17 protein-coding genes and 1 pseudogene are annotated in these 22,602 nt (G+C 49.5%); 17 read left to right on the top strand and 1 reads right to left on the bottom strand.

The features are described 5' to 3' along the window. Positions 1-164: 164 nt before the first annotated feature. The 17 genes from DWZ16_RS11345 (at position 165) to DWZ16_RS11265 (ending at position 22,135) form a co-directional block, all read left to right on the top strand. Entirely contained in the window at positions 165-1,109 is a 945-nt protein-coding gene (locus DWZ16_RS11345) for an ROK family glucokinase (protein WP_118469381.1), read from the top strand. A gap of 372 nt (positions 1,110-1,481) precedes the next feature. Next, positions 1,482-3,146, top strand: coding sequence for a putative manganese-dependent inorganic diphosphatase (locus DWZ16_RS11340; protein WP_118469398.1), 1,665 nt, complete (start codon positions 1,482-1,484; stop codon positions 3,144-3,146). Positions 3,147-3,240: 94 nt separating this feature from the next. Continuing rightward, positions 3,241-3,516: a type II toxin-antitoxin system HicB family antitoxin gene (locus DWZ16_RS11335; protein WP_107001743.1), complete on the top strand. Its 276-nt coding sequence runs from the start codon at positions 3,241-3,243 to the stop codon at positions 3,514-3,516. Between the two features lie 12 nt (positions 3,517-3,528). Next, positions 3,529-4,215 carry a flavin reductase family protein gene (locus tag DWZ16_RS11330; RefSeq protein WP_333489860.1) on the top strand — a complete coding sequence of 229 codons (687 nt, stop codon included), beginning with the start codon at positions 3,529-3,531 and terminating at the stop codon, positions 4,213-4,215. Further along, positions 4,212-4,748: a shikimate kinase gene (locus DWZ16_RS11325; protein ID WP_022360009.1), complete on the top strand. Its 537-nt coding sequence runs from the start codon at positions 4,212-4,214 to the stop codon at positions 4,746-4,748. Before DWZ16_RS11330 ends, DWZ16_RS11325 begins: the two co-directional genes overlap by 4 nt. Positions 4,749-4,944: 196 nt before the next feature. Beyond that, entirely contained in the window at positions 4,945-6,225 is a 1,281-nt protein-coding gene (locus DWZ16_RS11320) for a DUF1576 domain-containing protein (RefSeq protein ID WP_107001742.1), read from the top strand. A gap of 101 nt (positions 6,226-6,326) precedes the next feature. Continuing rightward, positions 6,327-8,006 carry a potassium/proton antiporter gene (locus DWZ16_RS11315; protein ID WP_107001741.1) on the top strand — a complete coding sequence of 560 codons (1,680 nt, stop codon included), beginning with the start codon at positions 6,327-6,329 and terminating at the stop codon, positions 8,004-8,006. A 155-nt stretch (positions 8,007-8,161) separates the two neighbouring features. Then, complete coding sequence (locus DWZ16_RS11310) at positions 8,162-8,713, top strand: TetR/AcrR family transcriptional regulator (RefSeq protein WP_181357261.1); 552 nt, start codon at positions 8,162-8,164, stop codon at positions 8,711-8,713. Between the two features lie 360 nt (positions 8,714-9,073). Further along, positions 9,074-10,195 carry an efflux RND transporter periplasmic adaptor subunit gene (locus DWZ16_RS11305; RefSeq protein WP_227589701.1) on the top strand — a complete coding sequence of 374 codons (1,122 nt, stop codon included), beginning with the start codon at positions 9,074-9,076 and terminating at the stop codon, positions 10,193-10,195. Then, positions 10,192-13,242, top strand: a complete 3,051-nt coding sequence (locus DWZ16_RS11300) for an efflux RND transporter permease subunit (protein ID WP_107001739.1) — start codon at positions 10,192-10,194, stop codon at positions 13,240-13,242. The genes DWZ16_RS11305 and DWZ16_RS11300 overlap by 4 nt, the downstream gene beginning before the upstream one ends. Before the next feature lie 88 nt (positions 13,243-13,330). Further along, positions 13,331-13,990: a TetR/AcrR family transcriptional regulator gene (locus DWZ16_RS11295; protein ID WP_107001738.1), complete on the top strand. Its 660-nt coding sequence runs from the start codon at positions 13,331-13,333 to the stop codon at positions 13,988-13,990. 2 nt (positions 13,991-13,992) lie between these two features. Continuing rightward, positions 13,993-15,234, top strand: a complete 1,242-nt coding sequence (locus tag DWZ16_RS11290) for a TolC family protein (protein ID WP_182427356.1) — start codon at positions 13,993-13,995, stop codon at positions 15,232-15,234. A 121-nt stretch (positions 15,235-15,355) separates the two neighbouring features. Next, positions 15,356-16,564, top strand: a complete 1,209-nt coding sequence (locus tag DWZ16_RS11285; RefSeq protein ID WP_118522872.1) for a TolC family protein — start codon at positions 15,356-15,358, stop codon at positions 16,562-16,564. Between the two features lie 442 nt (positions 16,565-17,006). Beyond that, positions 17,007-18,431: an amino acid permease gene (locus DWZ16_RS11280; protein WP_118522871.1), complete on the top strand. Its 1,425-nt coding sequence runs from the start codon at positions 17,007-17,009 to the stop codon at positions 18,429-18,431. Beyond that, positions 18,431-19,741: a M18 family aminopeptidase gene (locus DWZ16_RS11275; protein ID WP_118522870.1), complete on the top strand. Its 1,311-nt coding sequence runs from the start codon at positions 18,431-18,433 to the stop codon at positions 19,739-19,741. The genes DWZ16_RS11280 and DWZ16_RS11275 overlap by 1 nt, the downstream gene beginning before the upstream one ends. A 306-nt stretch (positions 19,742-20,047) precedes the next feature. Continuing rightward, entirely contained in the window at positions 20,048-20,812 is a 765-nt protein-coding gene (locus DWZ16_RS11270) for a carbon-nitrogen hydrolase family protein (RefSeq protein ID WP_118522869.1), read from the top strand. Between the two features lie 12 nt (positions 20,813-20,824). Continuing rightward, complete coding sequence (locus DWZ16_RS11265; RefSeq protein WP_118469378.1) at positions 20,825-22,135, top strand: purine-cytosine permease family protein; 1,311 nt, start codon at positions 20,825-20,827, stop codon at positions 22,133-22,135. Between the two features lie 130 nt (positions 22,136-22,265). Here DWZ16_RS11265 and DWZ16_RS15675 read toward each other — a convergent pair. Beyond that, a pseudogene (locus DWZ16_RS15675) lies at positions 22,266-22,602 on the bottom strand (LysR family transcriptional regulator); the annotation flags it as partial.

The raw sequence follows: 22,602 nt of genomic DNA, 5'->3' as shown, positions 1-22,602 counted from the left end.
TACCGCTTAAGCAGAAATGCGCCTTTCTCCGGCAGGCAGGTGTATTTTGCTTTCCAAACCTTGCAAAACGGGGATGCATTGCGTATAATAAGAGCCAGCGCAGAAAAAAGATGAGGGCATAGAAGAAAGGCTGCCAGTGCAGCCGTAAGGGAAGGGATCCAGACATGGAAAAAAAATGTATTGGGATAGACGTCGGCGGAACGACGGTTAAGATTGGTATTTTTGAGACGGACGGAACGCTTGTTTATAAGTGGGAGGTTCCGAGCCGCAAGGAAGAGAATGGGGCGTACATTCTTCCGGATGTAGCCGCTTCGATCAGGAAGAAATTGAACGAGCGGGGAATCCCGATGGATGCCGTGATCGGCGCAGGCATGGGATTTCCGGGACCGGTGCAGCCGGACGGCTATGTGGAGGTCTGCGTCAACTTAGGATGGCGCGATCTGAACCCGCAGAAGATTTTGAGTGAGTTATTAGATGGAATGCCGGTCCGCTCCGGTAATGATGCTAATGTGGCGGCGCTCGGCGAGATGTGGCAGGGCGGCGGCAAGGGCTGCCATGATATCGTGATGGTGACGCTGGGAACCGGTGTCGGCGGCGGCGTGGTACACGATCAGAAGATCGTTGCAGGACGCCACGGACTGGGCGGCGAGATCGGTCATATCCATATCCGCGAGGGCGAGAAAGAAACCTGCAACTGCGGCGGACACGGCTGCCTGGAACAGGTAGCGTCCGCGACCGGTATCGCCAGGGAAGCGAGACGGAAGATGGTGGCAAAGCCGGATGCGTCGGTGATGCGTGCCTACGGTGATGCGATCACCGCAAAAGATGTGCTGGATGCGGCAAAAGCTGGGGATTCACTGGCGCTGGAGGTTATGGACACCGTGTGCTATTATCTCGGATGGGCGCTGGCGACTATTTCGATGACCGTGGATCCGGAGATTTTTGTCATCGGAGGCGGCGTGTCAAAGGCGGGGACTTTTTTAACGGATTGGATTGACCGCTATTACCGTGAATTGACCCCGATCTCTGAGAATAAGGGCGAGGTTCGCCTGGCAACATTGGGAAATGACGCAGGTATCTATGGGGCGGCGAGACTGATCTTAGATTAGGCGCCTTGTTTTGAGTGACAGAGTGCAGGGTAAATGGTCTGGACGTTTGAAGGAAATAGAGATAGAAAAACGTCCAGATATGACGAAAATATGCTGTAGACAAGAGGAGACCCCGGAGCGGTCAAGCATCCGGGGCAATTATGAAAAATCTATGTGCAAAATTACTATAAAACAAATTTGAAAAGTGAAATCTTTTATGCTTTTAGTATAAAAATAAGATATGAATAAAATATGAACACCGTGTAAACAGATTATGAAAATTGGCGATTTTGTACAAAAAAGTTTCATGAATCAGAGGTTTCTCTATCAAAACAGAGGATAGAAAGAAAAATGGCAGAATTTGCAGCGCACGGTGCGAATCAGGAGGAAAAAATGGCAGCAGAAAAAGCAAAGAAAACGATTGTAATTGGACATAAAAACCCGGATACGGATTCGATTTGTTCTGCAATCGGCTATGCGAATTTCAAAACACTTCAGACGGGCGGCGAATATGTACCGTGCCGTGCCGGAGAACTGAACCCGGAGACAACCTTCGTACTGGATTACTTTAAGGTAGCTGTGCCGAAACTGATTAAATCCGTCAAAACGCAGGTCAAGGATATTGAGATCCGCGAGACTCCAGGTGTTTCCAAGAATATTTCCCTGAGAAAAGCATGGAACCTGATGCAGGAGGATGGTCTGGTAACACTTCCGGCTGTTACCGATAAGAATATACTGGAAGGTCTGATCACAGTCGGCGATATTACCCGTTCTTATATGAATGTATACGACAGCAGCATTCTTTCCAAAGCATGCACCCAGTATGCAAATATCATCGAGACCCTGGAGGGCGCGATTTTTGTTGGCGATGAGAAAGAGTACTTTGATAAAGGAAAAGTCCTGATTGCGGCAGCTAATCCGGATATGATGGAATATTATATTGAAGAGAACGACCTGGTTATCCTCGGCAACCGCTATGAGTCACAGCTGTGCGCGATCGAGATGGGTGCAAGCTGTATCATCGTGTGTGAGGGCGCTGGCGTTTCCATGACGATCAAAAAACTGGCACAGGAGCGCGGCTGTACCGTCATCACAACTCCGTATGATACCTACACGGCAGCCCGTCTCATTAACCAGAGTATGCCGATCAGCTATTTCATGAAGACTGAGAAGCTGATCACCTTTGATACAGATGATTTCATCGATGATATTAAGGATGTGATGGCAAGCAAGCGTTTCCGTCATTTCCCGGTACTCGATAAAGAAGGCAAATACAAAGGCCTGATTTCCCGCCGTAACTTACTGGGTGCGCGCGGCAAGAACGTGATTCTGGTCGATCACAATGAGCGCGGCCAGGCGGTAGACGGCATCGAGAATGCCAATATCCTGGAGCTGATTGACCACCATCGTCTGGGTACTGTGGAGACAGTCGGACCGGTCTTCTTCCGTAACCAGCCGCTCGGCTGTACGGCAACAATCATCTTCCAGATGTACCGCGAACAGGGGCTGGAGATCGACAAGACCATCGCAGGTCTGCTCTGCAGTGCGATCATCTCCGATACGCTTCTGTTCCGTTCTCCGACCTGCACACCGATGGATCGGGCAGCAGCGGTTTCTCTGGCTGAGATGGCAGGCATCAAGCTGGATGAGTTCGCAAACCAGATGTTTGAGGCAGGCAGCGAGTTAAAGGGCAAGAGCGATGCAGAGATTCTGTATCTGGATTTCAAGAAATTCTCAGCTGGAAAGACAAACTTCGGCGTCGGTCAGATCAACTCCCTGAATGCAGAGGAGCTTGGAAAGCTGAAGAACCGTATGCTGCCGTTTATGGAGAAGGCGCGTGAGGACGAAGGTCTGGATATGCTCTTCTTCATGCTGACGAATATCCTGACGGAGACGACCGAACTTCTCTGTGTTGGACAGGGGGCGGCACAGGTTGTGGCAGATGCGTTCCACGTAGGTGATGCAAATGAAGAGCTGAAGCAGACGGCAACACTGCCGGGCGTTGTTTCCAGAAAGAAACAGCTGATTCCGGCACTGACAGTGACACTGGAGCAGTAAATCAGGTGACAGTGCGCGGACGGGATTGTTTCATACGGAAAATCCAGTGATAGTTCGTGCAGGGCAGGAAGGTCGGACGGAAAGGAAGGATACCATGACATTTGTATATCCGGCGGTTTTTACGCCTAAGAAAGATGGAAAAGGGTATGATGCATATTTCCCGGATTTGGAGTGCTGCGAGGCGGAAGGTCCGGATCTGGAGGATGCGGTGGAAAATGCGCGGGAGGCAGCGTACAACTGGATCAGCCTGGAGCTGGAGGAAGAGGGCGATCTGCCGGCACAGACGCATATCGATGATATGAGCCTGCCGGAAGGAAGCATGGTGAAACAGATCATGGTCCGGATCAAACTTCTCCCGGACAACGATTAAGAGGATATAGGGATGGCACAGAAGAGAGCGGCTGGAAAGCCAGAAGAGCGTCGCCGGGGAGGAGCAAGGCAGAACCCGGAAGGACAGTTGAAAAAACGGATGGAGACCCGGAACACTCCGGGACCGCGCGCCCAGTGGAAGCCGGGCAATATGATTTATCCGGTTCCGGCGGTGCTGGTCACAGTGGCGGACTGCGAAGGAAACAGCAACATCATCACGATTGCCTGGACGGGCACGATCTGTACGAACCCGCCGATGGCGTACATTTCGGTGCGCCCGGAGCGCTATTCTTACCATATGCTGCGGGAGAGCGGTGAGTTTGTCATCAACCTGGCGACGGAGTCGATGGCGTATGCGACCGATTACTGCGGCGTCCGCTCCGGCAGGAATGTGGATAAATGGAAGGAGACAGGGCTCACACCGGTTCCGGCGCAGACGGTGAAGGCGCCGGTGATCGCCGAAAGCCCGGTCGCGATCGAGTGCCGGGTGACCGAAGTCAAGGAACTGGGGTCACATCATATGTTTCTGGCAGAGGTAACGGGTGTCAGCGTGGACGAGCAGTGGCTCAACGAGCGCGGCAGCCTGGAGCTTGCAAAGGCGGAACCGATTGTGTATTCGCATGGCGGCTATTATGGGCTTTCAGAGCTTCTTGGAACATTTGGATGGAGTGTAAAGAAAAAGAAGAGGTGCCAAAGATGAAAAATAATGTAACCCTGATTGGTATGCCGTCCGCAGGAAAGAGCACGGTCGGAGTGCTTTTAGCAAAGAGACTGGGCTATTCCTTTATAGATGTGGATTTGCTGATTCAGGAACAGGAAGGTAAGCGTCTGCGCGAGATCATCGAAGAACAGGGACTGGATGGATTTCTCGATGTGGAGAATCGCGTCAACGCGGGGGTGGAAGCCGAGCAGGCGGTCATCGCACCGGGGGGCAGCGTGATCTACGGAAAGGAAGCGATGGAACATTTAAAATCCATCGGACTGGTTGTCTATCTGAAAATTACTTATGACGAGCTGGTAAAACGCGTCGGCGATGTCAAGGACCGCGGCGTGGCGCTGAAAGACGGCATGACACTTCTGGATCTCTACCATGAGAGGATCTCGTATTTTGAGAAATACGCAGACATCACGATCGACGAGGAAGGTAAAGAGCTGGGGGCGGTGGTTGATGAGCTGCGCGAAATATTGGAAGAGCGCGGTTATGTGCTGGGAAGTGCGCCGGAGGAAGAGTAACAATTTCACATGAGAATGGGGGCAGCCGGTTCTGTCGGACGGGTTTCATAACGGGTTACAGTGAGAAAAAAATCAGTTGCAAAACAGTTGAAAATCCAATACAATAGAATAGTAACCATTTTTATAGAATGTTAACAGTCGGGGGTGCAAAGATGCGGAATCTTTTTTGCATCCCTTTTTTGAAAGGTGTGCGTATATGACTACAGTGAAATCTCTGTCCAGAGAGATGAAATTCTTTCTTCTGGCACTGATTCCGATCTATTTCATTTCAGTGGGGCTGATTATACAGCCGTTTGACTCCATTGTGACTGGTATCTATGAAATCATAAGGGAACCGGATTTCCTGATCACCGATTATATTGCGGTCGGCGGCATGGGAGCCGCGTTTGTCAATGCCGGGATGATGGCGCTTATCAGCATCTACTTTGTCTATAGTCTTGGGATGGAGATGGACGGGCATACGATCACATCCTGCTGTCTGATGTTTGGATTCTCTTTGTTCGGAAAAAATCTGATGAATATCTGGGCGATTTTTCTGGGTGTATTTCTCTATGCAAAATATCATAAAATGCACTTATCCAACTATATTTATGTCGGCATCTACGGAACGAGCCTGTCTCCGATCATCACACAGCTGATGCACGTGGTGGAGCTGCCGCTCTGGCAGCGCTTCTGTGTGACGATTCTGGTGGGAATCTGTATCGGATTCGTGCTTCCACCGCTCGCGACGCATTCCCACTATGCCCATAAGGGATATTCCCTTTATAATGTGGGATTTGCCTCTGGCATCATTGCGACGGTCCTGGTCTCCACGTTTAAGTCCTTTGGAATTGAGACGGAGGCGCGTCTTATCTGGTCCTCCGGCAATGATGCGATGCTTTTAGGGCTGCTATTTGTCCTGTTTGCAGGCATGTCGGTGGTGGCAGTGCTGTGGCGCGGAAAAGATACGCTTTTAGGGTATGAAAAACTCCTTGCGACAACGGGAATCGGCGGTACCGATTACCTGCTGGAATTGGGCGGTGCGGTGACGCTTCTCAACATGGGACTCAATGGTCTGTTTGCGACCTTCTTTGTGCTGGCAGTCGGTGGAAACCTAAATGGACCGACGATCGGCGGAATCTTTACCATCGTTGGATTCAGTGCGACTGGAAAACATTTGCGGAATATTTTCCCGATCATGGCGGGCGTCTGCATTGCGAGTACCGTCCGGGCGTGGGATATCACGAATCCGTCGGCACTTCTGGCGCTGCTCTTTTCCACGACGCTGGCGCCGATCGCCGGAGAGTTTGGAATTTTATGCGGCGTGTTAGCCGGTTTTCTGCACGCGTCGGTGGCGCTCAATGTCGGGATCGTGTATGGGGGCATGAACCTCTATAACAATGGATTTGCGGGCGGTATCGTCGCAATGTTCCTGGTGCCGGTGATCCAGTCGATCCGCGACCGGAGGGCGCGGGCGAAGGGAGATCTGTCGCTGTAAGATTTCCTCTTTTTAATGGAATCTTAACACGAAAGAGGCATAGAGATATTGTATCATTATAAAAACACCACATTTATGATACCTACTAAACATAGAAAGGAATGATACATATTTCAACTTCATTTGCGCTTCTGGTCGTAGCGATTATTATCCTTGTCTGCATCGCGGGAAGCCGTCTTTCGGGGCGGCTGGGGGTGCCGACGTTGTTTATTTTTATTATGCTGGGAATGCTGTTTGGATCGGACGGTATTTTTAAGATTCCATTCGGCAATTTTGCACTGGCGGAACAGGTCTGCTCGGTGGCACTGATTTTTATCATGTTTTACGGCGGGTTCGGCACGCGCTGGAGTGAGGCGAAGCCGGTCGCGGGGCGGTCGATTTTGTTATCCTCGGTGGGTGTAGTGCTGACGGCGCTTTTGACCGGCCTGTTCTGTCATCTGGTGCTTAAGATGGCACTGATGGAAGGAATGCTTCTCGGCGCAGTTCTTGGATCGACCGATGCGGCATCCGTGTTCTCGATCCTGCGTTCGCGCAAGCTGAACCTCAAATACGGCACGGCATCCATGCTGGAGTTAGAGAGCGGAAGCAACGACCCGTTTGCGTACATGATGACGGTGATTCTGCTGTCTGCGATGACGGGGAGTGTGAGCGGCGGTTCGGCGGTTCTGCTTTTGATCCGCCAGCTCGCATTCGGGCTTTTGACCGGCGCGGCGATCGCGTTTCTGGTGACATGGCTTTTAAAGCGGTATGCCTTTTATGGCGAGGGATTTGACACGATCTTTGTCTTTGCGGCGGCAATCATTTCCTACGCGCTTGCATCCCAGATTGGCGGAAATGGCTACTTAAGTGTGTATTTGACCGGTATTATCCTCGGAAATCAGGAGCTGAAGAACCAGAAAGCGCTGGTTGGCTTCTTTGATGCGTTTACCGGTATGATGCAGATGCTTCTGTTTTTCTTACTGGGACTTCTGGCGTTTCCTTCGCAGATGCCGTCGATCGTGCTTCCGTCGATCGCAATCGCATTGTTTTTAACATTTGTGGCGCGTCCGGCGGCGGTTGGCTTGCTGCTCGCGCCGTCGAAACCGCCGATCGGGCAGTATCTGGTTATTTCCTGGGCGGGTCTGCGCGGTGCGGCATCAATCGTATTTGCGATCATGGCGACGCTCAGTGAGGGATATATGAAATATGATATATTCCACATTGTGTTCTGCGTTGTTTTATTTTCCATCATTTTTCAGGGTTCGCTGCTTCCGAAGGTGGCAGAAAAATGTGACATGATTGACAACTCGACCGATGTCATGCGGACGTTCTCGGACTATACGGGCGATATGCAGATTCAGTTCGTGCAGCTTCCGATCGGGGACAATCATCCGTGGAAAAACCGTAAAATCTGTGAGATCGAGATGCTTCCGGGTATGTTAATCACAGTGATCCGGCGCGGCGCGCAGACGATTGTGCCCAAAGGACAGACTGTAATTCAGGAAGGGGATACCGTCGTCTTGGGTGCAGAGGGCTTTACGGACAGCCAGGGAATCCTTTTAAAAGAGATTTTGATGACACCAGATCACCGCTGGTGTGGTAAGAAGATCGCGGAGGCGCGCTTCTATAAGAATACGATCATTGTGATGATAAAGCGGGGCAGCCAGATCATCATTCCAGACGGCGGTACGCAGATACTGGAAGGCGACCGGGTGGTTGTATACTCGCAGAAACTGCCGCAGGTGGAAGGGCGTGTGAAACACGAAATCGGACCGGCCGTATCGGCTGCTGTTCACAAGTAAGCACGTTTTCTTACGGCACTTTCGGTTCCAAAAGTGCCTATCCGTGAACAGTAACGCGGATTCATAGTAGGAACATGGAAATTTCAGGCAATACTTGCAGTTTGTTGAATTATAAACTATACTTAAACAACAACGGTTTGCCGGAGGAAAAGAGTATGCAGCAGGGAAATACGAAGGAACGGATTGTAGAGGCTTATATCGAGCTGGAGTCGGAAAGACCGGTCGAGAAGATCACGGTCACGGCGCTGGTCGAGCGGAGCCGGATCACAAGAAAAACATTTTATTATTACTTTAAAGATATATATGATTTGATGGAATACCGGATGGAACGCGAGATGAAGCGCGTCATGGAAGAGACGATGAGCCAGCCAGATCCGGAGAAGGCGCTGACACAGCTGTATATGTATATCATGGAAAATCAGAAGCATATCAGGGCATTGTCCGAGTCGGTACAGTTCATGGCGCTGCGCCGTCAGATGGGAGAAAAGGTGTACCAGTATTTTTATAACCATCTGGAGCGGATTGGTATGTTTAAGAACCTGACGATGCCGGAGGCGGCGATGGCGGTGCAGATCATCATTTTCTCGGTTATGGGAGTTGCGTTTGACGCGCCGTTTAAGGATGAGGCGGATGTGAAGGAGCGCGTCGCCACGTTCATGAGCGTGATCCGCAAATGCACCGGGCGTGACCCTATGCAGGTCCGTTAGGAAAGCAGGTTTCCGGCAGTTTTGAGAATTATTGTAACTGTTCAGTAGGTCTGCGCGTGACTGTGAAGGTACTGAACAGTTACGAATTATTATCAATTAGAAAATGGAACAAGGAAACGCAGGAGGAATCAGCGGTATTTGGTTGGTTTTTTCTGCGTTTTTGCTGTCATGTACCCGGAAAAAACGGTCAGCGGCAGGAGAATTCGGGTGCCATGAAAAAAAGATGAACATGGATAGATACATTTTGGCGAATTTGTGTACACACCTGTCCGAACTTGGGAGTGGCAAAGTGTATACGAGATGAGTAAAATATAGACTGAGAAAAATTTTTACCAAGAACAAGCATAGATGGAGGAAATTATGAAAAAAAGAGGAAAGATTCTGGCGCTGGCTGCGATTGTAGTTGTTGGCGCTGTCGTTTTGTCCCGATGCGGTCATAAGAATACGGCGGTGGAATATGAATCCCGTCCAACCGTAAGAGTAGAAAATCCGGTTCGTCAGGACATCAGCTTGTACACGGATCTGACCGGACTGGTAGAGCCGCAGTCCCGCGCGAGCGTCATGCCGAAGATGAGCGGCGAGGTGCTGGAGGTTTACTTCCAGGCGGGTGATACGGTCCAGGCAGGGCAGGCGCTGTGCAAGATCGATTCCGACGCGTTGACAGCGTTAAAGCTACAGGTGGATGCGGCTTCCGTTGCCTTAAAGAATGCGGACAGCAATTTAAGCCGTACCCAGGCGCTCTTTGCTGATGGTTTTGTCTCCCAGGAGGCGATGGAGCAGGCACAAAACAGCGCACAGAATGCGAAGATTTCCTATGAATCTGCGAAGAACCAGTACGATCTGCAGGTGAAATACACGACCGTGACGGCGCCGATCGACGGTGTGATCGAGTCCCGGAGCGTCGAGCCGCATGATCATGTATCTCCGGCAGGCGAGATCTGCACGATCTCCGGTGCCAGCCAGTTACAGGTTAAATTCGGCATCACCGAGAAGATCCACCAGACGATGGAGTTGGGCGACAGCGTGACGCTGGAGAAAAATGGTGCGGATTACACCGGTACTGTAACCGAAATCGGATCTATGGTCAACGAGAGCAGCGGCCTTTATGACGCGCGTGCGATGGTGCCGGATGCAGCAGGTCTTACGAATGGTTCTCGCGTAAAAATGACGGTTATCATGGACCATGTCAGCCAGGTGCTGACCGTTCCGGTCGATGCAGTCAGCTATGACAACGGTGCCCCGTTTGTATATCTCTATGAGGATGGAAAAGCGGAGAAGACCGAGATCGAAGCAGGTATCTATGACGATGAAAATATGGAAGTAAAATCGGGTCTGACGAGTGACAGCCAGGTCATCGTGAGCTGGAGCAACGAGCTGGTGGATCAGGGAGAAGTCCTGTTAGCACAGGATACCGATGGCGCGCAGACAGACGGAAACAATGAGACAGCAGCGGAGACGACAGAGGCAGGTGACAAAGAATGATTCGACTGACAAAACTCGCACTGCGGCGTCCGGTTACCATCATTCTCTGTCTGATTACCATCGCGTACTTCGGCCTTCAGTCCGTCATGGGCATGAAGCTGGAACTGACGCCAGAGATGGAGATGCCGATGTTAATCATCGCTACGGTGTATCCGGGAGCCAGCCCGGAGGACGTAACCGATCTGGTTACCAAGAAAGAAGAAGATGCGATCACATCATTGGACTCGGTCGATAAGGTACAGTCCATTTCCCGTGAAAATGTATCGATCGTCATTGTCCAGTATGAGTACGGTACCAACATGGATACCGCATACATTAACCTGAAAAAGGCGATAGATGGCATTCAGAGCGATCTGCCGGACGATGCCAACGATCCGAATATCATGGAGCTGGATATCAACTCGATGGCGACGGTTACGCTGGCAGTCAGCGGCGACGCTGATCAGAACCTTTATACATATGTAGATGACAAAATTGTTCCTGAGTTTGAGAAATTAAGCTCGGTCGGCGAGGTTTCGATTGCCGGCGGTCAGGATAGCTACACCCGCGTGGAACTGATTCCGGAAAAACTGGCACAGTACCACCTGAATATGAATACGGTTGCACAGTTAGTCGGTGCCGCCGATTTCACGATCCCGGCGGGCGATGTCCGGGTTGGAAAACAGGATCTCGACGTCAGTGTCGGCAACGAATTTAAGAGCACGGAAAGTCTGAAAAATGTCGTACTTCCGCTGGCAAACGGTGAGACGATCCATCTTTCTGATATCGCAAATGTCTATGAGGCGCTGGAGGATGCAAGCTCGATCGGACGTTACAATGGCGAAGATGTTATCTCCCTGGGAATCAAAAAACAGCAGAGTTCCACCGCGATCGAGGTTTCCAACCAGGTAACCAAGAAGGTGCAGGAAATTGAAAAGCAGTATCCGGGTCTTAAAATCACCGTGGTAGATGATGCCAGTGACACGCTGAAACAGTCTTTAAGCAGCGTAATCCAGACCCTGATCCTGGCGATCATCCTGTCCATGATCATTCTGTTCTTATTCTATGGCGATTTGCGTGCGTCGGTCATCGTAGGTACGTCCATTCCGATCTCCGTTGTATTGGCGATCATTTGTATGGCGGCGATGGGATTCTCAATGAATATTATTTCCCTGACGTCGCTCGTTCTCGGTGTAGGTATGATGGTTGATAACTCGATCAACGTCCTCGACGGATGTTTCCGGGCAAAGGAAAAACTGGATTTCTATGATGCGGCGCTGGAAGGTACGCGCACGATGATCGGCTCGATCACCGGCGGTACGCTGACAACCTGTGTTGTATTTATTCCGCTTCTGATGTTAAATGGTATGTCTGGACAGCTCTTTACACAGCTCGGGTACACGATCATTTTCTGTATGACGGCTTCCTTATTCTCAGCAGTCATCATCGTGCCGCTCTGCTATATGTTCTGGCATCCGGTTGAGAAGGATCATGCGCCGGCAGGACGTATAATCAAAGGCATCCAGGGCTGGTATCGCAAGCATATGCCGCATGTCATCAAGCGCTATGCGCTTGTATTCGGAACGACTGCAGTGCTGGTTGTCCTGTCCATCCTCATGGCGTCCAGACTGAACCTGGAGCTGATGTCTTCGATCGATGAAGGTATCGTCACGATGACGATCAAGACGAAACCGGGTTATTCGGTATCGGCGATCCGTGACACTGTGCTCGATCTGGAAAATATGGTAGAGACAGACGAGGATGTGGATCATTACCTGATGACATATGGAAACAGTGGTGTCAGCATGACTTCCGGAAGTGATGTGACGCTGAATGCCTACTTAAAAGATAAGAGAAAACTTTCCACGGACGAGGTTATCGAGAAGTGGAGATATGCGACACAGAACTACGTTGATGCGACCATTACCTTGGAACAGGGCAGCAGCAGTATGAGCAGCAGCATGAGCAGCGGTGATTCAATTGAGGTGGATCTGCAGAGTACCGATTACGACACCCTAAAGAAGGCAGCGGATGATCTGGTAACTGAGCTTCGCAAGCGCGAGGATGTTATGCAGGTACATTCTTCTGTTGAGAATGCGGCGCCGGTTATCAAGGTAAATGTGGATCCGGTTAAGGCAGAGGCAGAGGGACTGACCCCGGCCAGCATCGGTTCGATGGTATACAGTAATTTAAGCGGTGTGAAAGCGGCGACGATCTCCGTCAACGGCAATGATCAGGACGTGAAGGTAGAATTTGCGCCGGATCGCTACGATTCCATCGCGAAACTGCAGGGCATGATGATCACGACGGCGACGGGTAATACGCTTCCGCTGGAGGATCTGGCAGAGATCTACTACCAGGATAGCCCACAGGAGATTTCACGAAAAGAGAAACAGTACCAGGTATCGATCACGATGCAGGCACAGGCAGATTATAAGAAGACGGCTGAAAAAGATGTCAAGAGCTTCGTGCAGAACTGGGAATTCCCGTACGGCGTTGAGATGGCGACCAATAGCCTGGATGAGTCGATGGGCGAGGAGCTTTCCGCGTTGGGAATGGCGCTTGTCACAGCGATCTTTCTGATTTTCATTGTCATGGCGATCCAGTTTGAGTCCCCGAAATTCTCCCTGATGGTTATGGCAACGATCCCGTTCAGTTTGATCGGTTCCTTTGGATTCCTGTTTCTGGCGGACTGCCCGATCAGTATGAACTCCATGCTTGGTTTCCTGATGCTGGTCGGTACGGTTGTAAACAACGGTATTTTATACGTGGATACGGTGAACCAGCTGCGGATGGAGATGCCGTTAGACGAGGCGCTGGTAGAAGCCGGTGCGATCCGTGTACGCCCAATCTGCATGACGACACTGACGACCATCATTGCGATGATCCCGAACTGTCTGGCATTTGGTAAGGCGGGCAAGATGATGCAGGGCTTAGCGCTTGTAAACGTCGGCGGTCTGGTTGCGGCGACGATCCTGACGCTGGTACTGCTTCCGTCCTTCTACCGGGTGGTTTATAACATGGGAAAAGGCAAAGAAGATGAGTATGATAAGCTGGACTGCGACTAAGGAAAAGCAGGTTAAGCAGTGAATCTGTCAGGCGGCGGACCCGGGGCGGGGAAGCTGCCTGTACGGATAGAAAAAGGGGGAGAAGAAGATGCCGTCGGAACGATTTAAGCGATTGCCGGAGGAAAAACAGAAGAAAATCCGGGACGCGTGTATGGCTGAATATACGCGGACAACGATAGAAAAAGCATCGCTCAACCGTATGATAGAAGATGCCGGGATCTCCCGGGGCAGTTTTTATACGTATTTTGACAGTAAATGGGATGTTTTAGGATATCTGTGTGAGAGTTTTATCAATGAATTTTATGAGTGCGGCGTGCGCTGCCTTGAAGAGGCGCAGGGGGACATCTGGGAGATGTTAGGGCAGTTTTTAAACGGTTCGCTTGCCCTGTGCCGCGATGAGAGACGCACCGATTTCATCCGCAACATCATGGAGTGCAGCAGCCGCGAGGCGCTGATCTTTGATATATTCAGCTCCGATCCGGACAGTCCACGCGCCGTGCGTGGACGGAAGCTGGAACGTGCCGCCTATGAGTCGTGCGTGGGAAAATCCTTGCGGAAGATGGGCTGGGAGGAATATATGAGTTTTTTCCGCATGGCGATGATGGCGATCGCGATGGAGATCAAGAGCTTTCACGACGGAGTTCCGGAAAACCGTATCCGGGAACGGTTTGCCCTGACACTCGGCATCCTGAAACGGGGCGCTGGGATAGAATCGGGAGCGGGCGCGCAGAGCGCCGAAAGGAAATGAAGATGAGTAAGATGAAGAAAAACAGGAAAAAACTGTTTGCCATTCTTTTACAGGCGGCGTTAGTCAGCACGGCTATGACGTTGCCGGCATATGCGGCTAAAACGCCGGGGATCAGCTCAGATGCGCTGGTTGGCGACGATGCGACCGGTCCGGTGCTGACGGGCGGCAATACCGAGGTGGAGGAGGAAACTTCCCCGTACACCAAAGAACAGCTAGAGGATGGGACGCTGGAATATGGCGAGATCGCATGGCGAATCGAGGGGTACAACAGCACGTACTTAAACCTGCGTTCCCAGCTCTACAGCCAGACGACCAGCCAGTCGGCGGGAACTGCCCTGGCGGCAGAGGCGAGCGCCCTCATGGAAGATGCGATGGACCTGAAGTCCGACGATATGGATGCGGAGACGAGAGAGCTGTTTGAGGGCTACAAGGCGGCAGCGAGAGAGCTGCGCAAACAGGGGGCAAAGCTTACGAACAAGGAGCTTTCCGGCACCTATGCCCGGACCCTGCGTCAGACAAAGAATAAGTTAGTCAAGGCGGTGCAGAACTTGCTCATCCAGTATGAGGAACTGCTCCCGCAGGTGGAAACAGCGAAAAAGAATGTGGAAATGTGCCAGGTAAATGCCGATGCCGCACAGAAGATGCAGGCGCTCGGCCGTGCTTCCGCGCAGGAGGTCCTGACGGCGCAGAAGGCGCTGCAACAGGCCAATTCCAGCGCCCAGCAGGCAGAAAACGGGGCATTGCAGCTCAAACAGAATATTTTAATGCTACTTGGATTTGACGCGGATGCGCCGGTAACCTTTGCGGATGTGCCGGTTCCGGATGCCACCCGCCTTGCGGCGATGGATCTGGCAGCCGATACACAGGCGGCAGTCAGCGCAAATTATGATTTGATGTCTGTGCGTGCTGCGAAAGCGGAAGGGTCTTCCAACCGCACAGTCAAGAAGCGAAACGTCGCCTATACCGAGGATTCGGTGACGATCACGGTTCAGAACCTCTATGCGGCGGTGGTATCAAAGAAACAGGCGTATGACAGTGCGACGGCTGGATATCAGGCGGCAGCGCAGAGCTACGAGGCGGCAAAGCGCCAGAACGCACTGGGAATGCTCTCAAGAGCCAATTATTTGGGGCTTGAGTGCTCCTGGCTCAGCAGCGTGGCGTCGTATAAGAGCGCGGAACTGGAATATACCAAAGCGGTGGAAAACTACGAGTGGGCTGTGAAAGGTCTGATTGTGACGAATTAATCCGTCAGGAATGGCAGTTTACTTAAGGTGTGAACAGGTTGCTATTCACGGGTAGGCACTTTTGGAACAGAAAGTGCCGTAAGATAACATGGTGGTAACAGAAAGGAAGTAGGAACCGGAAATGAAACATAGAAGAAGGAAAACGGCGCTTCTGACCGCAGCGGTAGCAGCGGTTCTGGCATTGCAGGGACCGTTTGCGGCGCTGGCAGCCAGCCCGCAGTTTGCTTATGACGCAGATACATGGGCGAAGCTTCAGGACAATGTGATGGAATACGGCGAACTGCCGTATCTGGTACAGGAGTACAACCCGACGTATTTAAACAATCAGACGACCTATCAGGCAGGGCGCGACACAAAGAATGCGAAGGAAGTGCAGGATAAGCAGTACAATCAGGCGAATGATCTGTACGACAGCGCGGATAACCTGCGGGATCAGGCGGATCAGATTGAGGATTTTCTGGCGGTGCCGGGCATGGCGAGTGCTTACGCAAGCCTGATGTCAGCGTCCGTCATGGTGGAGCAGAATGCGTTAAAAACCCAGCAGTCTGCCGATGCTTCTTACCGCGACAGCGAGATGGACCGTCTGGACTATATCAACAGCCAGGATGCGGTTGTCGCGCAGGTGCAGTCGGCGTTTGCTGCTTATAATCAGATCAAAAAGACAATTCCGTTGATGGAGAAATCAGTGGAATTGCAGGAACTTTCCATGCAGCTGACCCAGAAGCGCCAGCAGCTAGGTCAGGCGACCCAGATTGATGTGTTAAATGCACAGAAGTCGCTGCAGTCGCTCCAGTCCACGCTGACCCAGACAAAAGCGGGACTTCAGGCCCAGCATCAGCAGCTCTGCGTCCAGACTGGATGGTCCTATGACGCGGAACCGGATATCCAGGATCTGCCGCAGGCGGATCTCACCCGGATCGCGGCGATGAACCTGGCGGCGGACACGCAGACGGCACTCGAGCAGAACCTGTCCTTACAGTCCAACAAGCGTGGTTATGCCAATATGGCAGAAGGTTCAGCCGATAAGAAAAACATGGACCGCACCATCAAGAACCAGGAACAGACGATCCGCTCCGGTATGCAGACACTCTACAACGACATCATGCAGAAGCAGACAGCCCTGCAGCTTGCCGATGCGTCCCTGGCAGCAGAGACGCAGGCGATGAATGCGATGCAGAAGAAGCTGGAGCTTGGCATGGCGACCCAGATGGAGTACAAGAGCGAGGAAGTTTCCTTCCTGGAGAAACAGATCGACAAAGAGACAGCTAACATGAACCTGCAGCAGGCGATCGAGACGTATGAGTGGGCGCTGAAAGGTTACATGAAGTAGGGACAGAAGTTAAGTCTCTGGCACTTCCTCTGCGCGGGGGTTAACGTGGCGCTGGAGGAGGTGTATATATCGAAAATGATATAATAAAATGCTTATAAAATAAGGGGCATAAAATCCTCATGGATCGGCATTTGCCCGGTAAAAAATGGATTTTTAGACAAAAAGTGTATTTCTGTCACGGACGATACGGCAGTTCACAGACCGTATGTTTTTGTGACACGTACAAAAAGAGGCAAAAAAGCGGCAATTCGGAACGGAACGCCGCTTTTTTTGCGAGGGAAATAGGTATATATTGTGAGACTTTAACAAAAAATACACACAAACAACAGAATACTACCAAATCCGACTGGAAAATACTGGGTTAATAAAAAATACTTTTGACAATTAACACAGCATATGAGAAGATAGAAAAGATACTGGCAGTAAGGAGAAAAAATAAGATATGAACAAGTCACAAGACAAAATCAAGTGGTATATGCTTTCCTTTATGTGTTTCTCTACCCTCTGGGCATTTGGAAACGTTTTAAATGGTTTCATATACTTCAATGGAACACAGGTTATCTTCTCCTGGATTCTGATGTTTGCACTGTACTTTGTACCGTACGCACTGATGGTCGGAGAGCTTGGCTCCGCATTTAAGAATTCGGGCGGTGGTGTCAGTTCCTGGATTCATGAGACAACCGGTGCGAAGGCTGCATACTACGCAGGCTGGACCTACTGGGCGTGTCATGTCACCTACATCGCATCCAAAGGTTCCGGCGGTCTGAAAGCGCTCAGCTGGATGATTTTCCAGAACGCAGAGAAGTATGCGTCCTTTAACACGAAAGAGGTTCAGTTAGTTACCTTTGCGGTACTGCTGTTCTTCTGCTGGGTTGCGAGCCGCGGCTTAAACCCATTAAAGAAACTGGCTACCCTGGCGGGAACGAGTATGTTCGTCATGAGTATCCTGTACATCCTGCTGATGTTTGCTGCGCCGGCCATCAATCCGAACGGCGGTTACCTGTCGGTGGATTTCAGCTTAAAGAACATGATCCCGGCCTTCAACTGGAAGTATTTCAGCAGCCTGTCCATTCTTGTCTTTGCAGTCGGCGGCTGTGAGAAGATCTCCCCGTATGTAAACAAGGTAGAGGATCCGGCAAAGGGATTCCCGAAGAGCATGATCTTTGCAGCAATCATGGTTATTGTCTGCGCGATCTTCGGTACCATCGCAATGGGCATGATGTTTGATCCGGTACTGATTGAGGAGAATTTTGACTCCTACAACGCAAACGGTTCTTACTGGGCATTCCAGAAACTGGGTGAGTACTACGGTGTCGGCAATCTGCTCATGATTATCTACGCAGCCTGCAACGCGATCGGACAGTTCTCGACGCTGGTAGTCAGCATCGACGCACCGCTGCGTATGCTGCTTGACAACGAGGATGCGCGTCAGTTCATCCCGACCAAGCTGTTAAAGAAGAACAAATTCGGCGCTTACATCAATGGTATCTGGATGGTTGTTATCCTGTCCGGTTCCATTATCCTGGCTCAGGTCCTGGTTCCGAACGCAGATACTGTACTGCGTCAGCTGACCCAGTTAAACTCGGTTACTATGCCGATGCGCTATCTGTGGGTATTCTTCGCTTACTTCATGCTTCGTAAACACACGAACAAGTTTGAACGTGAGTACCGCTTTGTAAAGAATAACGGAGTCGCTCTTGGCTTCGGTGCATGGTGCTTCTTCGTAACAGCAGCCTGCTGTATCTTAGGCATGTACAAGCAGGGCGATATGTATACAACTGTGCTGAATGTCATTACGCCGATTGTCCTGGTAACACTGGGACTTATCTTACCGGCGATTAAGAAGAGAGAAGGGAAGTCTGCATAATGAATGCTGCAAACGAATTACTGACTTTTATTGAGAACAGCCCGAGTATGTTTCATTCCATCGAGACAATCAAGGGTATGCTGGACGAGGCAGGTTTTACATACCTGCCGGAGTCGGCTCGTTGGGACGTGAAACAGGGCGGAGATTACTATACAATCCGCAACCATTCCAGTATCATTGCGTTTCGCGTAGGAGAGAAGCTGACTGATTATCACTTCCAGATGTGTGCCTCCCACAGTGATTCACCGACTTACAAGATCAAGAGTGTGCCGGAGTTAAATGGTCCGGGCGAGTATCTGCGCCTCGATGTGGAAGCATACGGCGGCATGATCGACAACACCTGGTTTGACCGCCCTCTGACCGTTGCAGGCCGTGTACTGGTAAAAGACGGTCAGGGCGTGAGCGCGAGACTTCTGTACATCGATAAAGACCTGCTCATCATTCCGAACGTAGCGATTCATTTCAACCGTGAGGTGAACAATGGATACAAATACAACCGTCAGGTTGATTTATGCCCGCTGTTCTCTGCCGGTGAGCTGAAAAAAGGCGCGTTTGACGCGATGATTGCGAAAGAGCTTGGTGTGGCAGCGGAGGACATTTTAGGGAAGGATCTCTTCCTTGTAAACCGCCAGCCGGGTACGATCTGGGGGTATGCGGACGAGTTCGTTTCCAGCCCGAAACTGGACGACTTACAGTGCGCTTACGTTTCCATGAAAGCATTCCTGGAGGCGAAGAATGAGCGCGATGTCAGCGTATACTGCTGCTTCGACAATGAGGAGGTTGGTTCCAATACGAAGCAGGGGGCGATGTCCACCTTCTTACAGGATGTCCTGCACCGCATCAACGGCGCACTTGGCAAGACGCCGGAGGACTACTATCAGGCAGTTGCCGGTTCTTTCCTCGTAAGCTGCGACAACGCACACGCCGTTCACCCGAACCACGGGGAGAAGACGGATGCAGTCAACTGCTCCTGGATGAACAAAGGTATCGTCATCAAGGAGAGCGCGAACCAGAAATACACCACGGACGCATTCAGCCGTGCAGTATTTACCAATATCTGCAATGAAGCTGGTGTACCGGTTCAGGCATTTGCAAACCGCAGCGACAGCGCAGGCGGTTCCACACTGGGCAATCTGTCCAATACACAGGTCAGCGTCCATGCGGTAGATATCGGTCTTCCGCAGCTTGGTATGCACTCCTGCTACGAGACAGCCGGTGTGAAGGATGTGGAGTATGCAATCAGTGCTCTGACCAAATTCTATCAGACCAATCTTCAGATTGAAGGCGCTGAGAGCGCAATGTTTGAATAGTTTTAGGATTGCGAAAGTGCGAAGCACATAGCAATCCGGTATCAAAATATAGTAAAAGCGGAATCACAAAACTCCGGGGCTTTTACTATATTTTTATATCTAAATGACGACAGACTTGAATTCAGACTATAGTCGGTATAATGACGATTTATTACTTTATAAAATAATATGATTTTATTTTGTTTGATTTGCGTGATAAAATCAAGAAAAGAAACGTAATTTCGTGAGTAAGTATGAAAATGAAAGGAGAAAAGGATCGAATATTTGGATTAAATTGAAAAAAAGTAAGTTTAAAAAGGAGGACATATGTTAAAGCTAGGAATTATTCAATTATCTATCCAGGAAGGAAATATCGAAAAAAACTGTGCTCATATAGAAGAACTTGTTAGAAACCATTCTTCTGACGACATAGATCTTCTTTGCTTTCCGGAACTTTGTATCAGCGGATACAATTTTGAAAAGGCCATAATTTCAGATAGGGAAGCACTTTTTTTCTCAGAGCTTGCCAGTAAATATAAGATAGCAATCATGGCCGGAATTAATAAAAAAGAGGGAAACCAGCATTATGATGTTGCCTGTATTTGGGATGAAACAGGAACACTTTTGGGAGAGTACAAAAAAATTCATTTATGGGATAAGGAAAATGATTTTTTTGCGAAAGGAGAAGAGCTGGTTACGGTTTCGTTTAAAGGCTGGACAATTGGATTGTTAATTTGTGCGGATTTTGGATTCTCAGAATTGGCAAAATCTTTAGCATTAAAAAAGAACGCAGATGTGATTATGTATCCGAGCGCGTGGAATCCGGGTTGGGATTATCTGTTTTCCGGATGCAGCAGTATGAGAGCAGCAGAAAACCAGGTTTATACGGTTGGATTAAACAGGGCATCCGGGGACGTGGAGTATTGTGGTAATACAACTGTTTCGAATCCGGATGGAACAACGCTTGCCAGATTATGCACATCAGAAGAATCCTACACACGTGTTGTGCTCAAAAAGGAATGTTTGGAGAAAGCGAAAGAAACCATCCCGTGGAGATTAATGAGACGTGAAGAAGTTTATAACAAAATATAGGAAGGAGATTGTATGGGAAAAGAATTAGAAAAAGAAAAAACGGTGATTATAGATGATCCGATGACCCCGGTACCGCTAAATCAACGGCAGCATTGGACAGCACCGGCATTTATTTTCGGAGGCCTTGAATTCAGTGTCACCTTGTTGATGATAGGTTCTACATTAATAGGCGCATTTGGCTTAAAAGGAATCATACCGGTTGTACTGTTCACTTTCATATGCTTAACATGGGTAGGAAATGCTATCAGTGGATATATGGGAGCCAAAACAGGTCTTTCCTCTTCCGTAATTGCAAAACAAGGATTTGGCGACAAACAGGCAAAATTTATTATCGCACTAGTTATCGGTGTTATCAGTATGGGCTGGTGGGCCGTTCAGACATCGGTAACAGGCAATGCGTTTTGTGCAGTTTTGGGAATTGACTATACAGTTAATCGAACTGCCTGGATGATTACCACCATTGTCGCAGGAATATTGTTCGCAATTCCTTCTGTTATTGGATATTCATCTATGAAATGGACGGATTATTTTGCGGTTCCTGGTGGAATTCTTCTGTGCATTGTTGGTATTTACCTGGCATTAAAGAACATTGGATGGTCGAACATTATTAGTTACGAAGGAAGCGGTGAGATTTCATTTGCTGCCGGTGTGACGATGATACTTGGCATGAATGTATCGCAGTTTGTTATTTCTGCTGATTATACAAGATATGCAAAACCGTGTTGGAAGGATAATATTTTAATTCCGATTGGAATTGTTGCAATTGGTATTCCGCTTCTTTTTATTGGTGCCATCATGGGAGCAGGAAATGGAACTGCAGATATTGTTGCAGTTATGGAAAACTTAGGATTTCCTATCTGGGGATTTATTGTTCTTTGGCTTGCTGCCTGGACCAGTCAGCTTGTAAATAACTATACAATGGGACTTTCTTTCTCCAATATGCTGAATATAAAAACAAATAAAGGAAGAGCGATTGTAACGGCCGCAGGTACATTTTTATCACTTCTTCTTTGTTTTACGGGTATTCTGGAAAATTTACAGAAACTGCTTAGTCTGGCTGCTCTTCTTTATCCGGCCATTGCAGGGGTTATGTTTGTTGATTTCTTCCTCAGAAAGGGAGTGTGGGAAGATAAGCAGGGATGGAATTTTATGGCTACAATTGCAATGATTGTGGGAATTGCAGTTGGCTATATTACAACCTATGTTGTAGTAATTGGAATTCCGCCGGCACAATCTCTGATTATAACCGGTATTACCTATTATGTAATAATGAAGGTGAAGGCAAAGGTAGCACCTGATAAATTTACAGAGGGAATTAATTAAGTTAAGATATGCAATAGAAGTATGAAAAGCTTATACATAAGTGTCGACAGCCGCTTCGCGATCAATAAGATTGCGGAGCGGCTGTTTTGCCATAGGAAACCTCGTTCTATGTGCCATGGCACATTTCTTCTTATAAATTCAGATCTCCCAGACTGGCAAGATAATGTTTGCATATATCCAGGAATTCCCTGTTTTTTTCAGCGAAAAAGCTGTTCTTCATCCATACATAGTTAATGAAGGTTTTGCTTTTAAAATCGTTAATAAAAATCTGGCTCATAACACCGCGATCCAGTTTTTTCTGTACGACAAACTTGTATACAAATGAGAGACCAACATTTTCAATGACAAGATTATGAACGGTATTGATGGTTCCGACTTCTACAAAAGAGGCGAAATTATGTATGTCCTGATTGTAACCGTGAAGAATAGAACGCAGATTGAGATAGGATTTTGAACCTTCTTCTCTG

The sequence above is a fragment of the Clostridium sp. AF29-8BH genome (assembly GCF_003478145.1).
Classification (GTDB): Bacteria; Bacillota; Clostridia; order Lachnospirales; family Lachnospiraceae; genus Otoolea; species Otoolea fessa.
The sequence above is the reverse complement of the archived record's forward strand: the minus strand, read 5'-3'. Positions and strand labels throughout refer to the sequence as shown.